A 17231-nucleotide genomic window follows, 5' to 3' on the forward strand; every position below is an offset into this window, starting at 1 on the left:
TCCGGCCCCTCTGTGGGACCCCGCGCGCGATCAGTTGTCGCGCTTCTCCTTGATCTTCGCGGCCTTGCCGCGCAGCTCGCGCAGGTAGTAGAGCTTGGCGCGACGCACGTCACCGCGGGTGACCAGCTCGATCTTCTCGACGATCGGGGTGTGCACCGGGAAGGTGCGCTCCACGCCGACGGAGAAGGAGACCTTGCGGACCGTGAAGGTCTCGCGGACACCGGCGCCCTGGCGGCGGATGACTACGCCCTTGAACTGCTGCACACGGGAGCGGTTGCCCTCGATGACGCGGACGTGGACGTTGACGGTGTCACCCGGGCGGAAGGCCGGGACGTCGCTGCGCAGCGACGCGGAGTCGACGGTGTCGAGCAGGTGAGACATTTCGTCTGCTTTCCTCGCTGATGCCACAGGTCATCAACGGAGACTAGGTGCTGAAGGATGAGTGCCGTGCGCGTCGGGGCGGGCGTCGTGTCCCCCCATGGCAGGGGCGCACGCCGGACAGCACACAACAGCGGCCTATTCTTCCACGCCGTGCGGCCCGCGCCAAAATCGGCCGTACGGTTCGCCCTCCGGGTCGGGTGCCCAGCCCAGGATGGAGAGCATCTCGCGGTCCTTCTTGTCGAAGGCCTTGGGGTCGCACCGCTCGATGAGGTCGGGCCGGTTGGCCGCCGTGCGGGTCAGCGCCTGGTCCCGGCGCCAGCGGGCGATCCTGCCGTGGTGGCCGCTGAGCAGCACGTCCGGGATCCCGCGGTCGCGCCACTGGGGCGGCTTGGTGTAGACGGGCCCCTCCAGGAGGTTGGCCATGGCCCCGGGCGCGAAGGAGTCGTCCTGGTGCGACTCGGCGTTGCCCAGCACACCGGGCAGCAGCCGCGCCACGGCCTCCGTGACGACGAGTACGGCCGCCTCGCCGCCGGCGAGGACGTAGTCGCCGATGGAGACCTCGTAGACCGGCATCCGGGTGGCGTACTCGTCGATGACGCGGCGGTCGATGCCCTCGTAGCGCGCGGGGGTGAAGACCAGCCAGGGGCGCTCGGAGAGCTCGACGGCGAGTTCCTGGGTGAAGGGGCGACCGCTGGGCGTGGGGACGATCAGCGCGGGCGCGTGCGAGCCGGTCTCGTAGCCGTCGGCCAGCACGGAGTCGAGCGCCTCGCCCCAGGGGTCGGTCTTCATGACCATGCCGGGGCCGCCGCCGTACGGGGTGTCGTCGACCGTGTTGTGGCGGTCGTACGTCCAGGACCGCAGGTCGTGCACGTGCACGTTCAGCCGGCCGCGCGCGCGTGCCTTGCCGACGAGGGAGACGTTCAGGGGGTCCAGGTACTCGGGGAAGATCGTGACGACGTCGAGCCTCATCAGGACGCGTCCTCGGAGTCGCGGGCGGAGGCGATCTCCGCCCGGTCGTCGATGAGGCCGGGCGGCGGGGAGATGACCGCCCGCTGCTCCTCCAGGTCGATCTCGGTGACGATCTCCTCGACGAAGGGGATCATCACCTCGCTCCCGTCGGGGCGCTCCACGATGAAGAGGTCCTGGGAGGGCAGGTGCGAGATCTCGATGATCCGGCCCACCTCCTCGCCGTCCTTGGTGACGACGTCGAGGTCGATGAGCTGGTGGTCGTAGAACTCGTCCTCCTCCTCCGGCAGTTCCTCGGGGTCGATCTCGGCGATCAGGAGGGTGTTGCGCAGCGCCTCGGCGGCGGTGCGGTCGCGCACGCCCTCGAAGCGCAGCAGGAGGCGTCCGCTGTGGACGTGGCCCGTCTCGATGGTCAGCGGACCGGTCGAGGCCGGGTCGGTGGCCAGGACGGCGCCGGGGGCGAGCCTGAGCTCCGGCTCGTCGGTGCGTACCTCGACGGTGACCTCGCCCTTGATGCCGTGGGCGCGGCCGATCCGTGCGACTACCAGCTGCACTGTGCTTGCTCTCCTGTCAGACGACTCGGATCGGACGACTCGGACGACACCGGGTCATACGGCTCGGCATACGACATCGGGCCGGGGACGGCCCAGTGGCCCTCCCCGGCCCGAGCCGGTGCTGCGTTTGGCGTCAGCGGACGTGGTCGACGTCGACGAGGTCGACGCGGACACCACGGCCGCCGATGGCGCCTACGACGGTGCGCAGGGCACGGGCGGTACGGCCGTTGCGGCCGATCACCTTGCCGAGGTCGTCGGGGTGGACCCGGACCTCCAGCACGCGCCCGCGGCGCAGGTCGCGCGAGGCGACCTGCACATCGTCAGGGTTGTCGACGATGCCCTTCACGAGGTGCTCGAGAGCCTCCTCGAGCATGCTCAGGCCTCGGTGGACGCGGACTCGGCCGGAGCCTCGTCCTTCTTCTCAGCCTTCTTCTTCTGGGTGATGGCCTCACCCTTGCCCTCGTCGTCGCCGCCCAGCGCCTCGAACAGCGGACGCGCGGCCTTGGGGGCCGGCTGAAGCAGCGGAGCCGGGGCGGGCAGGCCCTTGTGCTTCTGCCAGTCGCCGGTCAGCTTCAGGATGGCGAGGACGGGCTCGGTCGGCTGCGCGCCGACACCCAGCCAGTACTGCGCGCGCTCCGAGTCGACCTCGATGCGCGAGGGGTTCTGCACCGGGTGGTACAGGCCGATCTCCTCGATCGCACGGCCGTCACGGCGGGTGCGGGAGTCGGCGACGACGATGCGGTAGTGAGGCGAACGGATCTTGCCCAGACGCTTCAGCTTGATCTTGACTGCCACGGGAGTGGGTTCTCCTGGAATTGACGTGGTTGGGCACGGCGAGATTGCCGCGTGGGGTTGCGGTACCCGAGTGCCCGATGGACGCGTCAGCCGGAGGCGAGAGGGTTCCTATGCGGCTGTCGAGTACAGCTGTCCATTCTGCCACACCCCGCGGGCCGCGATCGACCGCGGGTGCGCCCGGGCATGCCTGAGTGACATCCGGCGGCGCGGGGCGCCGCTGCGTACGACAGCAGCGGCGCCCCGCACGCCGAGTTGCCCGCTCGTCGGCACCCACGAGGTGCCGGTGAGGCGGTCAGCTCGCCGCCGCGCCCACGACCTCCGGGATCCGGAAGGGCTTCCCGCAGCCCCCGCAGACGATCGGCGCCTGGGCCAGGACCGACGGGACGACCCGGACGTTGCGGCCGCAGTCGCAGACCGCCTTGACGCGGACGCCGCCGCCCGAGGAGCCGTGCCGGGCGGCCGGGCCGCGGAAGGTGCTGGACGTGTCGGCGGCGGTCGCCACCGAGTGGGCCTTCAGGGCGCGCTGGAGGCGCTCGATGGTCGGGCGGTAGCGGCGCTTCGCCTCGGGGGTGAGCGTGACCAGGGAGAAGCCGCTGCTCGGGTGCGGCTCCTCGGGGTGGTCCAGGCCCAGCTCCTCGGCGATCGCGAGGAATCTGCGGTTGTGGTAGCGGCCGGCACGGGACGTGTCGCGGATGCCGCGTGCGGCGGCGATGCCATGGACTGCCTCGTGAAGCAGTCGCTCGAAGGAGAGCTCGTGACCGCACGCGGACGACGACTCCCCGATCAGGGACTCTGGCGCGGCAAGATCGGGCAGTTCGGAGTGGTACCGCTGAATGTCGGCCCACGCCTCTGCCAGCTCTGCGGCGAGAACAGGTGGTGTCTGTGTCGTGCTCACGTAATGACAACGAGCCAGAGTGCCGCTGTGTTCCGATTCCGGGGCATCCCAAATAATTTGCACGTACCCGTCAGTTGCCGCTGATGCGTCCGGACGAGGGCGGGTGCGCTGATCTGCGGAGAAGCCTCGCAGCTCGTATCAAGCCGGTGCGTAGTCTGACGTACGCCCCGGCGCGTAGACGATGTCCGCGCGCCGGGGTACGTGGGATCCGCGACTGCGCAAGGGGCGTTTCGGTCGCTCTCGCGCCGGAAGGGCCCCGCCTAGTAGGCGCGCGCGACGATCGCGACGTTACCGGGTGCGTCCTCGTCCTCGGGCACCGACCCGTCCTCGGCGACCAGACACCGTACGGTCACCGCGTGGTCGGCCAGTTTGGCCTCGCCCTCCTCGCCGAGGGTCGCCCACGGGATGCGCGCCCAGCCGCCGGCGACGGCGGCCTCGACGGCCTCGTCGATGGTCGACACCTCCGACGTCCGGGACACGCGGCGTTCGCGGGACTGCTTCAGGAGCAGCGCCTGGTCCTCCTCCAGGATCGCGGGGAGGAGGCCCACCAGGGAGTCCAGGGCCACCGGTTCCTTGCCTCCCGGGATGCGGCGGGCCAGCATCGCGGTGCCGTTCTCCAGGTCACGGGGACCGATCTCGATCCGTACGGGTACGCCCTTCAGCTCCCAGTCGACGGCGCGGCGGCCGAAGGGGGTGTCCACCCGGTCGTCGACCTGGACGCGTACGCCCGCCGCCTTCAGCCGATCGCCGACCTCGCGGACCTTGGCCAGAACCGCCTCGTCGCCCTTGATGGCGAGGACGACGGCCTGGATCTGGGCCAGGCGCGGCGGGACCCGGAGGCCGTTGTCGTCGCCGTGCATCATCACCAGGGCGCCGATCATGCGCGTGGTCGAGCCCCAGGAGGTCTGCCAGACCAGTTCCTGGGTGCCCTCCTTCGAGAGGTACGAGGTGTTGAAGGCCTTGGCGAAGTTCTGGCCCAACTCGTGGCTGGTGGCCATCTGGAGGGCCTTGCCGTCGCCCATCATGCCTTCGAGGGTGAGGGTGTTGATGGCGCCGGCGAACCGCTCCCTGGCGGTCTTGCGGCCGGGGACGACGTCCATCGCGAGGACGTTCGCCATGAAGTCCTCGTAGACCTGCCGGTGGATGTGGGAGGCGAAGGCGCGCGCGTCCTCGAACGTGGCGTGCGCGGTGTGCCCCTCCTGCCACAGGAACTCGGTGGTGCGCAGGAACAGGCGGGGCCTGAGCTCCCAACGGACCACGTTGGCCCACTGGTTGATCAGCAGGGGCAGGTCGCGGTAGCTCTGCACCCACTTCGAGAAGTAGTCGTTGATGATCATCTCGGAGGTGGGGCGGACGACCGCCGGCTCCTCCAGCTCCTTGCCGCCGCCGTGCGTCACCACGGCCAACTCCGGCGCGAATCCCTCGACGTGGTCCGCCTCGCGGGTCAGGTACGACTGCGGGATCAGCAGCGGGAAGTACGCGTTCTGGGTGCCCGTCTCCTTGATGCGGGCGTCCATCTCGGCCTGCATCCGCTCCCACAGCCCGTACCCGTACGGTCGGATCACCATGGTGCCGCGCACCGGACCGTTGTCGGCCAGCTCGGCCTTGTTGATCAGATCCTGGTACCAGCGTGGGAAGTCGTCCGCGCGGGGCGTGAGAACGGGTGCCTTTGCCATGGCGCGATGGTACGGGCCCAGATTGCCGGAATGTGAATTCTCGCCACTCGCACAGCCAACCCACAAGCCGGGCCCGACAACCCCTGGACGCGCGGTCGAGTGCGCAGTTTCCTGGCATACGGGGGAAGTGCGAGCGCACGTCACGGGGGCTACGGAATCGGCACAACGGCAACTCTCGGCGGAATGGGGCGCTTATCTATGACACCTACGCTCGTGCGGCAGCACCGGTCTCCCAGGGGACACGCGCCCCGTGCGGACCTCGGTGCACGCGCGCGTGACTGGTCCGAGATCCAGGAGCGGATGCTGGTGCCGCTCTACGAGGCCGTCTACGAGCGACTGGACGTGGGCCCCGCCTCGCGGGTGCTGGGCCTCGGCTGCGGCTCCGGGCTGGCCCTGCTGATGGCCGCCTCCAGAGGGGCCGCGGTGACCGGTGTCGAGGCGATCTTCCCGGAACGGCTGGACCTCGCCCGGGAGCGGCTGCTGCCGCAGACCTGGAGCCCGCGCGCGCGGGCCGGCATCCGGCTGGTCGCGGGCCCGCCCGAGGGCGCGGCCGACGTGCGGGAAACGGCGTACACCCTGGTGACCTCCTTCGAGCCGATCGGGTGCCTCGCGGGCGACTCGGAGGGGCTCGGGGAACCGCTCGCCGCGGCGGTGCCGCTCGTGGAGCGGGGCTCCCCGGTGGTACTGGTCGCCTGGGGTCCGCCCGAGCGCTGCGCCACCTCGTCCGTGCTGCGGGTGGCCGCCAAGCTCGCGGATCCGCTGCGCAGTGCCGGGAGTTGGCGTCCGGCCCGGCGGGACGACCTGGAGGAGGTCGCCCAGCGGGCGGGGCTGAGGCCGGACGGCTCCGGCAGGGTGGCCTGCCCGTTCGGGTACGCCGACGTGCACAGCGCCGTACGGGGGCTGTGGTCGACGGGGCTCTTCGACGCGGCGGCGCTGGCGACGGACCGGGCGCAGGTCGACAAGGAGCTGACGGAGGCACTGCATCCGCATCAGCGCCGGGACGGCACCGTGTGGATGCCGAACGTGTTCCGGTACCTGATCGCGCGCACCCCCTGAGGTCACTGGGCCCCGGGCCCTCTACGCCTCGGTGTCCTTGCGCAGCCGGGTGACACCGGCGATCCGGTACGCCGCCGTCTCCTCCAGCGTCTCGTTCGCCAGCAGCGCCGTGGCCAGCGCGTCCAACTGGTCGCGGTGGTCGCGGAGTTTGCGGCACGCCTCCTCGTAGCACTCGTCGACGATCCGTCGCATCTCGTGCTCGATCGTGTCGAGGGTCCCCGGGGCGGCGGCGAGACCGTAGGCCTGCTGGACGTCGCCGGGGAGCGCGGACAGGCGGCCGACGCGTTCGCTCATGCCCCAGCGGGCGACCATGCCGCGGGCGATGGTGGTGACCTGTTCGAGGTCGTTCTCCGCACCGGTGGTGACGACGCCGTAGACGACGTGCTCGGCGGCCATACCGCCGAGCGCGCCGATGATGCGGCCCCGCAGGTACTCCTCGGTGTACGCGTACCTGTCGGCGTCCGGCGTCGAGAGCGTCACGCCGAGGGCCCGGCCGCGGGGCACGATGGTGATCTTGCGGACCGGGTCGGCGCCCGGCTGCAACATGCCGAGCAGGGCGTGTCCGCTCTCGTGGTACGCCGTCCTGCGGCGCTCCTCCTCCGGCATCACCAGGGGCCGTTCGGCGCCCAGCTGGACCTTCTCCAGGGCTTCCGAGAGGTTGGCCTGCGTCACCCGGTCCTGCCCTCGCTTGACCGCCAGCAGGGCTGCCTCGTTGGCCAGGTTGGCCAGTTCCGCGCCGGTCATGCCCGGGGTCGTACGGGCCACCTGGGCCAGGTCGACGTCCTCGGCGAGCGGGATCTCCCGGGTGTGGATGTCCAGGATGGCCGCACGGCCGCCCCGGTCCGGGGGCGAGACCATGACGACCCGGTCGAAGCGGCCGGGGCGGGTGAGGGCCGGGTCGAGGACGTCGGCCCGGTTGGTGGCGGCGATGACGATGACGCCCTCCGAGCCGGAGAAGCCGTCCATCTCGGTCAGGATCTGGTTCAGGGTCTGTTCGCGCTCGTCGTGGCCGCCCATGCCGGAGCCGCCGCCGCGGGCCCGGCCGATGGTGTCGATCTCGTCGATGAAGATGATCGACGGCGCCACCTTGCGGGCCTCGGCGAAGAGTTCGCGCACCCGTGAGGCGCCCACACCCACGATCATCTCGATGAACCCGGAGGCGGACGCGGAGAAGAAGGGCACGCCCGCCTCGCCGGCCACCGCGCGCGCGAGGAGGGTCTTTCCGGTGCCGGGCGGGCCGGCCAGCAGGACGCCCCGCGGCATCTTGGCGCCCATCTTCCGGTAGGCGTCCGGGTTCTTGAGGAAGTCGACGACGTCGTTGAGTTCGCCCTCGACCTCGTCGATGCCCGCCACGTCCTCGAACGTGGTGCGCTTGCTGCCCGACTCCAGCTCCACCGGCTTGGGCGGTGTCTTTCGGCCGAGCATGCCGCCCGCGCCGCCCAGGCCGGCGCTCATCCGGCGCGCGATGAAGATCCACAGGACGACGAGGAGCAGCATCGGGGCCAGCGAGATCAGCAGGTTGGCGAGAAAGCTGCGCTGCTGGACGACGGGCTCCGCGGTGACGGTGACCCCGTGCCTGGTCAGGTCCTCCCAGAGCTGGTCGTCCGCGAAGGTCGGCCGCTCGGTCCTGAACTTGGTGTAGGTGCCGTCGCCCTCGGGGTTGTCCCGCTTCTTCTTGAGCTGGCCCTGGATCGCGTCGCCCTTGGCGTAGATCTTGGTGACGTTGCCGTCGTCGACCTGCTTGCTGAACTCCGTGTACGAGATCGTCGGCTCGTCGCCGTCGTTGAAGAACGACAGCACGAGGTTGGCGATCAGATAGACGACCAGCGCCGCGAAGACCAGGCTCCACCAGCCGCCCCGCTGCCTCCGCCCACCCGCCGCCGGCTTCGGCGGCTCCTCCGGGGTGCCCTCGGTACGCCAGGGCTGGTCGGGCGCCTTGCGCGGCGGAACGGGGTTGGTCATACCGGGACGTTACGACACGGTCCGGGCCCCGGCACCCGCAGAACGGCTGAGGGCGCCCCTCCGAAGAGGAGCGCCCTCAGGGCCGTACGAAGGGCCGTCGGCCCACGGGCTCTCAGCCCATGAACTTCTTGAACTCGTCCGGCAGCTCGAAGTCCTGAGGGGCCTGCTGGCCCGGCACACCGAACGCGCCGCCGCCCTCGGCCGCGGCGGCACGGCGCGCGGCCTCCTCCTGCTCCTGCTGCTTGCGCTTCATCGGGTTGCCGGAGCGCTGCTTGCCCTTGGCCTGCTTCGGCTGCTTCTTGGTGCGGCCGGGGCCACCACCCATGCCCGGCATCCCGGGCATCCCCGGCATGCCGCCGCCCTGGGCCATCCGGGACATCATCTTGCGGGCCTCGAAGAACCGCTCGACCAGGCCCTTGACCGCGCTGACGTCGACGCCGGAACCCTTGGCGATACGGGCGCGGCGCGAGCCGTTGATGATCGTCGCGTCCTGGCGCTCGGCCGGGGTCATCGACTTGATGATGGCGGCCGTGCGGTCGACGTCCCGCTCGTCCAGGTTGCTGATCTGGTCCTTGATCTGGCCCATGCCGGGAAGCATGCCGAGCAGCTTGCTGATGCTGCCCATCTTCCTGACCTGCTCCATCTGGGCCAGGAAGTCGTCCAGGGTGAAGTCCTGGCCCTTCTTGGACGCCAGCTTGGAGGCCATCTGCTGGGCCTCTTCCTGACTGAACGTCTTCTCCGCCTGCTCGATCAGGGTGAGCAGGTCACCCATGTCGAGGATGCGGGAGGCCATCCGGTCGGGGTGGAACGCGTCGAAGTCCTCGAGCTTCTCGCCGTTCGAGGCGAACATGATCGGCTTGCCGGTGACCGAGGCGATCGACAGGGCGGCGCCACCGCGGGCGTCACCGTCGAGCTTGGAGAGCACCACACCGTCGAAGCCGACGCCGTCACGGAACGCCTCGGCGGTGTTGACCGCGTCCTGGCCGACCATCGCGTCGACGACGAAGAGGATCTCGTCGGGCCGGGTCGCGTCCCTGATGTCCGCGGCCTGCCGCATCAGCTCCTGGTCGATGCCCAGGCGGCCGGCGGTGTCCACGATCACGATGTCGTGGACCTTGGCCTTCGCGTACTCGATGGAGTCCTTGGCGACCTTGACCGGGTCGCCCACGCCGTTGCCCGGCTCCGGCGCGTAGACGGCCACGCCCGCGCGCTCGGCGACGACGCTGACCTGGTTCACGGCGTTCGGGCGCTGGAGGTCGGCGGCGACCAGGAGCGGCGAGTGGCCCTGCTCCTTCAGCCAGCGGCCGAGCTTGCCCGCCAGGGTGGTCTTACCGGCACCCTGCAGACCCGCCAGCATGATCACGGTCGGCGGGTTCTTGGCGAAGCGGAGGCGGCGGGTCTCACCGCCGAGAATCCGGACCAGCTCGTCGTTGACGATCTTGAGGACCTGCTGGCCGGGGTTGAGGGCCTTGGAGACCTCGCTCCCGAGGGCCCTCTCCTTCACGTTCTTGATGAAGGTCCGCACGACGGGCAGGGCCACGTCCGCCTCAAGGAGCGCGATGCGGATCTCGCGTGCCGTGGCGTCGATGTCCGCTTCGCTGAGCCGACCTTTGCCCCTGAGGGTCTTGAAAGTCGCTTGCAGGCGGTCGGAAAGGGTATCGAACACGGCGGCGTCGGTCCTTGGGGTCGGCGACAATTTGGGCTGCCCTCCAGGGTATCCGGCCCCGCAAGCAAATCGTCCCCGCCCGCTGTGTTCAGCGGACGGGGACGGAAAACCCGCGGAATCGGGGAGCACGCACCGCCGACGCGGAACGCGCCCGCGCGTCACCCCCGCAACGTCTCCTCCAGCTTCCGCGCCACGCTCGCCGCCTCCTCGTTCGGCAGCGGCGTCCCCTCCGGGCCGGTCACGTAGAAGGCGTCCACCGCGTTGGCGCCCAGCGTGCTCACATGCGCGCTCCGCATCCGCACCCCGGCCTCCTCCAGCGCGTGCCCGATGCGGTGCAGCAGGCCGGGGACGTCCTGGGCGCGGACCTCGATGACCGTGGCCAGCCGGGACGCGGCCGGATGGACGGTGACCCGCGGCGGCGGCGCCACGACGCCCCGGCGGCGCGGATAGGCGGCGTCGCGCTCGGCGAGCCGGCCCGCGATGTCCAGGGAGCCGTCGAGGGCGCGGACGAGGTCGGCGCGCAGCCGGGCGGCCTGGGGCAGCGAGCCGTACTCGGCGGCGACCCGCCAGTTCAACAGCAGGACGGAGCCCTCGACGCCGTCCGGCAGGTCCAGGGCGCGCAGCTCCGCCGTGCGGACCGTGAGGCGGTGCATGGCGAGGACACCGGCCACCGCGGGCAGCACGCCCGACTGGTCCGGTACGGCGATGAGCAGTTCCACGCCGAGCGGCTCGGGGTCGCCGGTCGGCGCCTCCTCGGTCGCCGGCGGTTCGGTCTGCGCGCGCAGCGCCAGGACGGGGCCACCGGTGGCGGCGCACTCGATGGCGAGCCGCTCCTGCTCGGCGGTGGGCGCGGCGGACTCGGGGTCGTCCGCCAGGTCGCCGGAGAGCACCGCGTGGACCCGCTTGACCAGGTCGGCGACGAGCGAGCCCCGCCAGGACGACCAGGCGGCGGGGCCGGTGGCCAGTGCGTCCGCCTCGGTCAGCGCGTGCAGCAGCTCCAGCGTGCTCTGCGAGCCGACCGCGTCGGCGACCGCGCGCACGGTGGCCGGGTCCTCCAGGTCGCGCCGGGTGGCGGTGTCGATGAGCAGCAGGTGATGGCGGACCAGGGTGGAGAGGACCGTCACGTCGGCGCGGTCGAAGCCGATCCGGGCGGCCACGTCCTTGGCGATGATCTCGCCGGCCACCGAGTGGTCGCCGGGCCAGCCCTTGCCGATGTCGTGCAGCAGCGCGGCGACCAGCAGCAGGTCGGGGCGGCTGACGCGGCGGGTGAACTCGGAGGCGCGGACGGCGGTCTCGATGAGGTGCCGGTCGACGGTCCAGACGTGCACGGCGTTGCGCTGCGGCCGGCAGCGCACCCGTTCCCAGTCGGGCAGCAGGCGGGTGATGAGACCCTCCGCCTCCAGCGCCTCCCACACGTCGACGGTGGGCCGGCCGGAGCCGAGCAGGGTCACGAGCTGTTCGCGCGCCTCGGCGGGCCAGGGCGTGGGCAGGGGGCGTGCGGTGGCCGCCATACGCCGTACGGCGTGCAGTGAGAGCGGCAGACCGGCCTGCGCGGCGGCGGCCGCGGCCCGCAGCGGGAGCACGGGGTCGCGTTCGGGACGCGCGGCGCGGGCGAGCACCACCTCGCCGTCCTGCTCCACCACACCCTCGGCCAGCGGGGACCGCTCGGTGACGGGCTTGCCACCGCCCAGCATGGCGCGCAGCCGCGGCCGTACGGCACGCGACCTGAGCACGCGCCCGACCTCACGCCAGGTGACATCGCTGGCGTACGCGATGACCCGCGCCGCCTCGTACACCTGCCGCAGCAGGGTGTCGGCGTCGAGCAGGCCGAGTTCGGCCGCGACCTGGTCCTGTTCCTGGAGGGCCAGCCGGTCGGTGGCCCGCCCGGTGGTCAGGTGCAGGGCGTCACGGACGTCGAGGAGCCGTCGTCGGGCGTCGTCGAGGCCCTCGCGCGGGGCGTCGGCCAGCCAGGAGGCGGCCACGGCACGCAGCGCGGTGGCGTCGCGCAGACCACCGCGGGCCTCCTTGAGATCGGGCTCCAAGAGGTACTGCAGCTCGCCCTGCCGCTCGGCGCGCTCGGCGCACAGCTCCTGCAGCTCGGGGAGACGTTTCGGCGCCTGGTTGCGCCAGTCGGCGAGGACGGTCGTGCGCAGCCCGGCGGTCAGGCCCAGGTCGCCGGCGAGGTGGCGGGCGTCCAGCAGGCCCAGCTGCACCTTCAGGTCCTCGGCGGCCGTCTTGCGGGCCTCGGCCGGGGTGCGGACCGAGTGGTCGAGGGCCAGACCGAGGTCCCACACCGGGTACCAGAGGCGGTCGGCGAGGGCGGCGACCGCGCCGGAGTCGGCGCCGTCGTGCAGCAGGACCAGGTCCAGGTCGCTGCGCGGGGAGAGTTCGCCGCGGCCGTAGCCGCCGACGGCGATCAGGGAGACCCCGCGCAGCTCCTCCCCCGCCGCGTCGAACAGGCCCGACAGCCAGTCGTCGGTCAGTTCGGCGAGGGCGGCACGGCGCGGCGGCCCGGACCGCGCCCCCTCGGTGAGGAGGCGCAGCCGGGCCGCCGCGTAGCCGCTGGGTCCCGAGTCCTCTGCATCCTTGCGCACGTCCGTACTCGTCACCCAGTGACTCCTGTTCTGTTCTTCGGTCAGAGCGCGTCCGGGCCGCGCTCGCCGGTGCGGACCCGTACGGCGGTCTCGACCGGGAGGGACCAGACCTTGCCGTCACCGATCTTGCCGGTGCGGGCCGCCTTGACGATGACGTCGATCAGACCCTCGGCGTCGTCGTCCTCGGCCAGCACCTCGATGCGGATCTTGGGGACCAGGTCGACGGTGTACTCGGCGCCACGGTAGACCTCGGTGTGGCCCCGCTGACGACCGTAGCCGCTCGCCTCGGTGACCGTCAGACCGTGGACCCCGAAGGCCTGGAGGGCTTCCTTGATCTCGTCGAGCCGGTGCGGCTTGACGACTGCGGTGATGAGCTTCATGCGTCCACCTTCTTGGCGGTGTCGGCCGCGGTCGGCACGGCGGTCCGGGCGGCACCGCCACCGGCACCGCTGAAGTCGTATGCGGTCTCGGCGTGCTCGACCTGGTCGATGCCGGCGACCTCGTCGTCCTCGGAGACCCGCATACCGATGGTCTTGTCGATGAGGAAGGCGAGGATCGCGGAGGCGATCAGCGAGTACGCGAGGACCGCGAAGACGCCGGCGCACTGCTTCCAGAACTGGGCCAGGCCGCCGCCGTAGAAGAGGCCCTGGACCTCGGACTGGCCGTGGCCGCTGGCGAAGAAGCCGATCAGCAGGGAGCCGACGACACCGCCGACCAGGTGGACACCGACGACGTCGAGCGAGTCGTCGTAGCCGAACCTGTACTTCAGGCCGACGGCCATGGCGCACAGGACACCGGCGATGGCGCCGACCGCGATGGCGCCGAGCGGGGAGACCGCACCGCCGGACGGGGTGATGGCGACCAGACCGGCGACCGCGCCGGAGGCGGCGCCCAGCGTGGTGAACGCGCCGTGGCGGATCTTCTCGTAGACGAGCCAGGCGAGCATGGCGGCGGCGGTGGCGACCTGCGTGTTGACGAACATCAGCGCGCCGACGCCGTCGTCGTTGCCGAGCCACGAGCCGGCGTTGAAGCCGAACCAGCCGAACCACAGCAGACCGGCGCCGAGCATGACCAGCGGGAGGCTGTGCGGGCGCATCGGGTCCTTCTTGAAGCCGACCCGCTTGCCGATGACGAGGATCACGCCGAGCGCCGCGGCACCCGCGTTGATGTGCACCGCCGTACCACCGGCGAAGTCGATGACGCCCAGCTCGAAGGCCCAGCCGCCGGTGCCCCAGACCCAGTGTGCGACCGGGAAGTAGACGACCGTGGCCCACAGGGCGACGAACAGCGCCCAGGCGGTGAACTTCACGCGGTCGGCCAGGGCGCCGCTGATCAGGGCGGGCGTGATGATGGCGAACATCATCTGGAAGACCAGGAAGACGAAGATCGGGATGGTGTAGCCGTCCCACAGCTGGGTGAGGCCGATGTTGCTGAGGCCGACCCAGTCGGAGTTCCAGCCGATGAGGCTGCCGGAGTCCGTACCGAAGGCCATGGAGAAGCCGTACAGCACCCACAGGATGGTGACGATCCCTATGCTGATGAAGCTCATCATGAGCATGTTCAGCGTGCTCTTGACGCGGACCATGCCTCCGTAGAAGAAGGCAAGACCCGGCGTCATGATCAGCACCAGGGCGGAACAGATAAGCATGAAGCCTGTGTTGGCGGACGACAGCTCATCTGCCGCCAGCGTGATGGCTGGTGCCATCGGCGTCTCCTCGTCGTTGGTACGGCCCCGTGCGGGCGAAGCCTGAGCGGATTGAGGGGTGGGCCGGTTATGCGCCATGAGATTGGCGCAGCGCGGTTTCGGTCGAAGCCCCTCGTTGTTTCGCCGCCGTGACGAAGGCGCCTTGTGTGTTACACGTCGATGAACTGGCAGATATGGGTCGCGACGATCGTTATCGTGGCGCAACCTTCGGGGGAGGACGCGAACCGGCCGCGGCCGGCCTTCCGATGACCTGGCATGGGGGAGCCGAGTCGGGCAGTTCGGGAGGGCCGGCCGCGGCCGGAGTTCAGGGGATTCCCCGCGGTGTCAGACCGCCTCGGCGGTCTCGGGCAACTCGATGGCGAGCTGCTCGGTGAGGTCCACGACCACGGCGAGATCACCGAAATCGCGTACGGCCGTGTCGACCGTTTTTCGAATACGAGTGTTGACGCGCTCGGAGCGCACCTTCTTGGCGATCTGCATGGCCCGCACGGCCGGAACGATGCTCTGTTCGGGCTCGCGCTGCAGCAGGTGCACGGTGGCCGTGCCGATCAGGTTCAGTGCGTACGACCGCTGGTGCTCGCCGTCGTCGGCGAAGAGCTCGACGGCCCGCCGCATCAGGGGCTCGGCCAGGGAGGCGTAGGCGGGGCTGCGGCCGGCGACGTAGGCGAGGTCGCGGTAGGAGTGGGAGTTCTCGCCGTACAGCTCGGCCTCGGAGAAGAAGCGGATCCAGTCGGGGTCCGGCTCGTCCCAGTCGGCGGCGTCGGCGAAGGTGTCCTCGGCCATCCGGACCGCCCTCTTGCACTTGCCGGGCTGGCCCATGTTGGCGTAGGCGCGGGCCTCCATCGCATACAGCATGGACTGGGTGCGCGGGCTCGCGCAGTCCCGGCTTCCGTACTGCGCGAGGTGGATCAGTTCCAGTGCGTCCTCGGGCCGGCCGAGGTGGATCATCTGACGGCTCATGCTGGACAGCACGTACGAGCCGAGCGGTTTGTCCCCCGCCTCCTTGGCCGCGTGCAGGGCGAGGACGAAGTACTTCTGCGCGGTGGGCTGCAGCCCCACGTCGTACGACATCCAGCCGGCCAGTTCGGCGAGTTCGGCGGCGACCTTGAACAGCCTCCGATTGGTGGCCTCCGGCTGCGGTTCCTGGAGGAGGTCGGTCACCTCGTGCAGCTGGCCGACGACCGCCTTGCGGCGCAGACCGCCGCCGCACTGGGCGTCCCACTGGCGGAACATCTCGGTCGTCGACTCCAGGAGGTCCAGCTCGGGCCTGGAGAGGCGGCCACGGCGGGCCGCGAGCGACGTCGCGGGCTCGGGTTCGTGGCGCGTGGCGGAGGGCCCGGGGACCAGCCAGCGCTGCATGGGCTCGATGAGGGACGGGCCCGCGGACAGGGCCAGCGAGGTTCCGAGGAAGCCGCGCCGCGCCAGCATCAGGTCGCTGCGCGAGAACTCGCTGAGCAGGGCCACCGTCTGCGGGCCCGTCCAGGGCAGGTCGACGCCGGTCGCGGACGGCGACTGGCGGGCGGCGCGCAGGCCGAGGTCCTCGACGGAGACGACACAGCCGAACCGCTCGGAGAACAGCTCGGACAGGATCCGGGGAATCGGCTCACGGGGATTCTCGCCGTCCAGCCAACGGCGCACCCGCGAGGTGTCGGTCGAGATGTGACTGGCGCCCAACTGCCGGGCCCTGCGGTTGACCTGCCGGGCGAGCTCGCCCTTGGACCACCCGCTGCGCACGAACCAGGAGGTGAGCAGCTCGTTGGGGCGCTTGTCAGCGTTCGTTGCGTGTGCCGCGCTCGTCCCGCTACCGCCGTTGCCGCTCACTGGAACGCCCCCATCCCTGAGACCACTTGTCACCGCGTGCGCCAAGCCTTATCAGAATGCCGGTAAATACGGCCGCCCGTACGGTGGTTGTCATCCTTCGAACGGGAACCCGAGTTGCCTCCGGCATACCCATGAGTGCATGTGCCCCCAGGACTCGTGCACTCAAAGTAATCCTACGATCACGCGTCCAGCCATGGCGATCCCGGAAACGCCACCATTCGCCACCCCTTCGAATGAACTCCCGGCCGCCTCCACAGGATTCACTTGACAGAGGACGACCGGGGGTGGGCAGAGCGGTGCACTCAGGGGCGCGCGAGGCGGAGCACACTCCCCCGGGCGCCTCCAGGCGCCGCCATCACCCGGACGTGTCGGCGGGAATGGCGACGGAGAGTCACAGTTCGCGTTCGTCACGTAACCACCGGCAGGCCGGACACGTTGGAGGGGGCATGGGCTTCACGATCGGCGGTATCCGGGAGATCCGCTCCGGCTCGCGTCGGCGCGGGCGTTTGTCGGAGTGCACGACCGTCGCCGAGTACACCGGACTCTGGGACTGGGACGTCGCCCCGGGGGCGCGTGCCGCGGCGGGCGTCTGCTCGTGCGGGCGAGCCGACTGCGCGGCGCCGGGCGCCCATCCACTCGACTTCGCGCCACCGCTGCCGGCCGGGGCGACTCTGGACGCGGCCACCAGGACCTGGGCAGAGTTCCCCGGCGCCTCGGTGATGCTGCTGGTCGGCCGGGCCTTCGACGTGATCGAGGTGGCGGAGCCCGCCGGGCGCCGGGCCCTGGTCCGCCTGGAGCGCATGGGTCTCCCCCTCGGCCCGGTGGCCGCCACTCCCGAGGGTCGCGCCCACTTCTTCGTCGCCCCCGGCGGCGCCGCCGACCTCCCCGAGCTGCTCTACCGCATGGGCTGGGACGACCCGACCTCCCTCGACCTGCACGGCCTGGGACCCGGCACCCACATCACGGCCCCGCCCTCCGACCGGGCCGGCCTCGGCCCGGTGCGCTGGCTGCGCCCCCCGTCCCTGGACACGGCGACGAAGCCACCGGCGGCGAGGCTGCTGCTGGGGACGCTGGCCTACGTGGCGCACCGGTCGCGGGCCTGACCGGACAGCCGGACGCGCCGCACGCGCGACCGGTCGTACACAACGAAGCGCCCGTCC

At 71.0% G+C, this 17231-nt stretch carries 15 protein-coding genes; 2 read left to right on the plus strand and 13 right to left on the minus strand.

The annotated features are described in order from the left end of the window. Positions 1-30: 30 nt before the first annotated feature. The 7 genes from rplS to proS all read right to left on the minus strand — a co-directional run bounded on the left by rplS (position 31) and on the right by proS (position 5267). Positions 31-381 carry a 50S ribosomal protein L19 gene (gene rplS, locus ACZ5VD_RS25775; protein WP_010353847.1) on the minus strand — a complete coding sequence of 117 codons (351 nt, stop codon included), beginning with the start codon at positions 379-381 and terminating at the stop codon, positions 31-33. Positions 382-516: 135 nt separating this feature from the next. Next, a complete protein-coding gene (gene trmD / locus ACZ5VD_RS25780; protein ID WP_468555221.1) occupies positions 517-1350 on the minus strand; it encodes a tRNA (guanosine(37)-N1)-methyltransferase TrmD in 834 nt (277 codons plus the stop codon). Beyond that, entirely contained in the window at positions 1350-1901 is a 552-nt protein-coding gene (gene rimM, locus ACZ5VD_RS25785) for a ribosome maturation factor RimM (protein ID WP_468555220.1), read from the minus strand. The genes trmD and rimM overlap by 1 nt, the downstream gene beginning before the upstream one ends. 133 nt (positions 1902-2034) lie before the next feature. After that, positions 2035-2274, minus strand: a complete 240-nt coding sequence (locus ACZ5VD_RS25790) for an RNA-binding protein (RefSeq protein ID WP_005479813.1) — start codon at positions 2272-2274, stop codon at positions 2035-2037. Positions 2275-2276: 2 nt separating this feature from the next. Continuing rightward, complete coding sequence (gene rpsP, locus ACZ5VD_RS25795; RefSeq protein WP_468555219.1) at positions 2277-2696, minus strand: 30S ribosomal protein S16; 420 nt, start codon at positions 2694-2696, stop codon at positions 2277-2279. Positions 2697-2988: 292 nt separating this feature from the next. Then, positions 2989-3591: a hypothetical protein gene (locus tag ACZ5VD_RS25800; RefSeq protein WP_468548599.1), complete on the minus strand. Its 603-nt coding sequence runs from the start codon at positions 3589-3591 to the stop codon at positions 2989-2991. Between the two features lie 260 nt (positions 3592-3851). Continuing rightward, positions 3852-5267, minus strand: a complete 1416-nt coding sequence (gene proS, locus ACZ5VD_RS25805) for a proline--tRNA ligase (protein ID WP_468548600.1) — start codon at positions 5265-5267, stop codon at positions 3852-3854. 198 nt (positions 5268-5465) lie between these two features. On the opposite strand from proS, the gene ACZ5VD_RS25810 reads away from it, so the two are divergent. Next, the gene (locus tag ACZ5VD_RS25810) at positions 5466-6323 is read left to right on the plus strand and encodes a class I SAM-dependent methyltransferase (RefSeq protein WP_468683465.1); all 858 of its coding nucleotides are present in this window, start codon (positions 5466-5468) and stop codon (positions 6321-6323) included. Between the two features lie 21 nt (positions 6324-6344). Here the strand turns inward: ACZ5VD_RS25810 and ftsH are convergent, their stop codons facing one another. The 6 genes from ftsH to nsdA all read right to left on the minus strand — a co-directional run bounded on the left by ftsH (position 6345) and on the right by nsdA (position 16071). After that, positions 6345-8285, minus strand: coding sequence for an ATP-dependent zinc metalloprotease FtsH (gene ftsH / locus ACZ5VD_RS25815; protein WP_468683466.1), 1941 nt, complete (start codon positions 8283-8285; stop codon positions 6345-6347). A gap of 112 nt (positions 8286-8397) precedes the next feature. Then, entirely contained in the window at positions 8398-9951 is a 1554-nt protein-coding gene (gene ffh, locus ACZ5VD_RS25820) for a signal recognition particle protein (protein WP_468548603.1), read from the minus strand. A gap of 158 nt (positions 9952-10109) precedes the next feature. After that, entirely contained in the window at positions 10110-12560 is a 2451-nt protein-coding gene (locus tag ACZ5VD_RS25825) for a [protein-PII] uridylyltransferase (RefSeq protein ID WP_468548604.1), read from the minus strand. 26 nt (positions 12561-12586) lie between these two features. Next, on the minus strand, positions 12587-12925 hold the full coding sequence (locus ACZ5VD_RS25830; protein ID WP_006379495.1) for a P-II family nitrogen regulator: 339 nt from the start codon (positions 12923-12925) through the stop codon (positions 12587-12589). Beyond that, the gene (locus ACZ5VD_RS25835; RefSeq protein ID WP_468548605.1) at positions 12922-14250 is read right to left on the minus strand and encodes an ammonium transporter; all 1329 of its coding nucleotides are present in this window, start codon (positions 14248-14250) and stop codon (positions 12922-12924) included. Before ACZ5VD_RS25835 ends, ACZ5VD_RS25830 begins: the two co-directional genes overlap by 4 nt. A 324-nt stretch (positions 14251-14574) precedes the next feature. Further along, positions 14575-16071: a transcriptional repressor NsdA gene (gene nsdA, locus ACZ5VD_RS25840; RefSeq protein WP_468683467.1), complete on the minus strand. Its 1497-nt coding sequence runs from the start codon at positions 16069-16071 to the stop codon at positions 14575-14577. Positions 16072-16517: 446 nt separating this feature from the next. Here nsdA and ACZ5VD_RS25845 point away from each other — a divergent pair, with 446 nt between their 5' ends. Next, complete coding sequence (locus ACZ5VD_RS25845) at positions 16518-17174, plus strand: bifunctional DNA primase/polymerase (RefSeq protein WP_468683468.1); 657 nt, start codon at positions 16518-16520, stop codon at positions 17172-17174. The last annotated feature ends 57 nt before the right edge of the window (positions 17175-17231 follow it).

The organism is Streptomyces sp. NPDC032822, assembly GCF_055578825.1.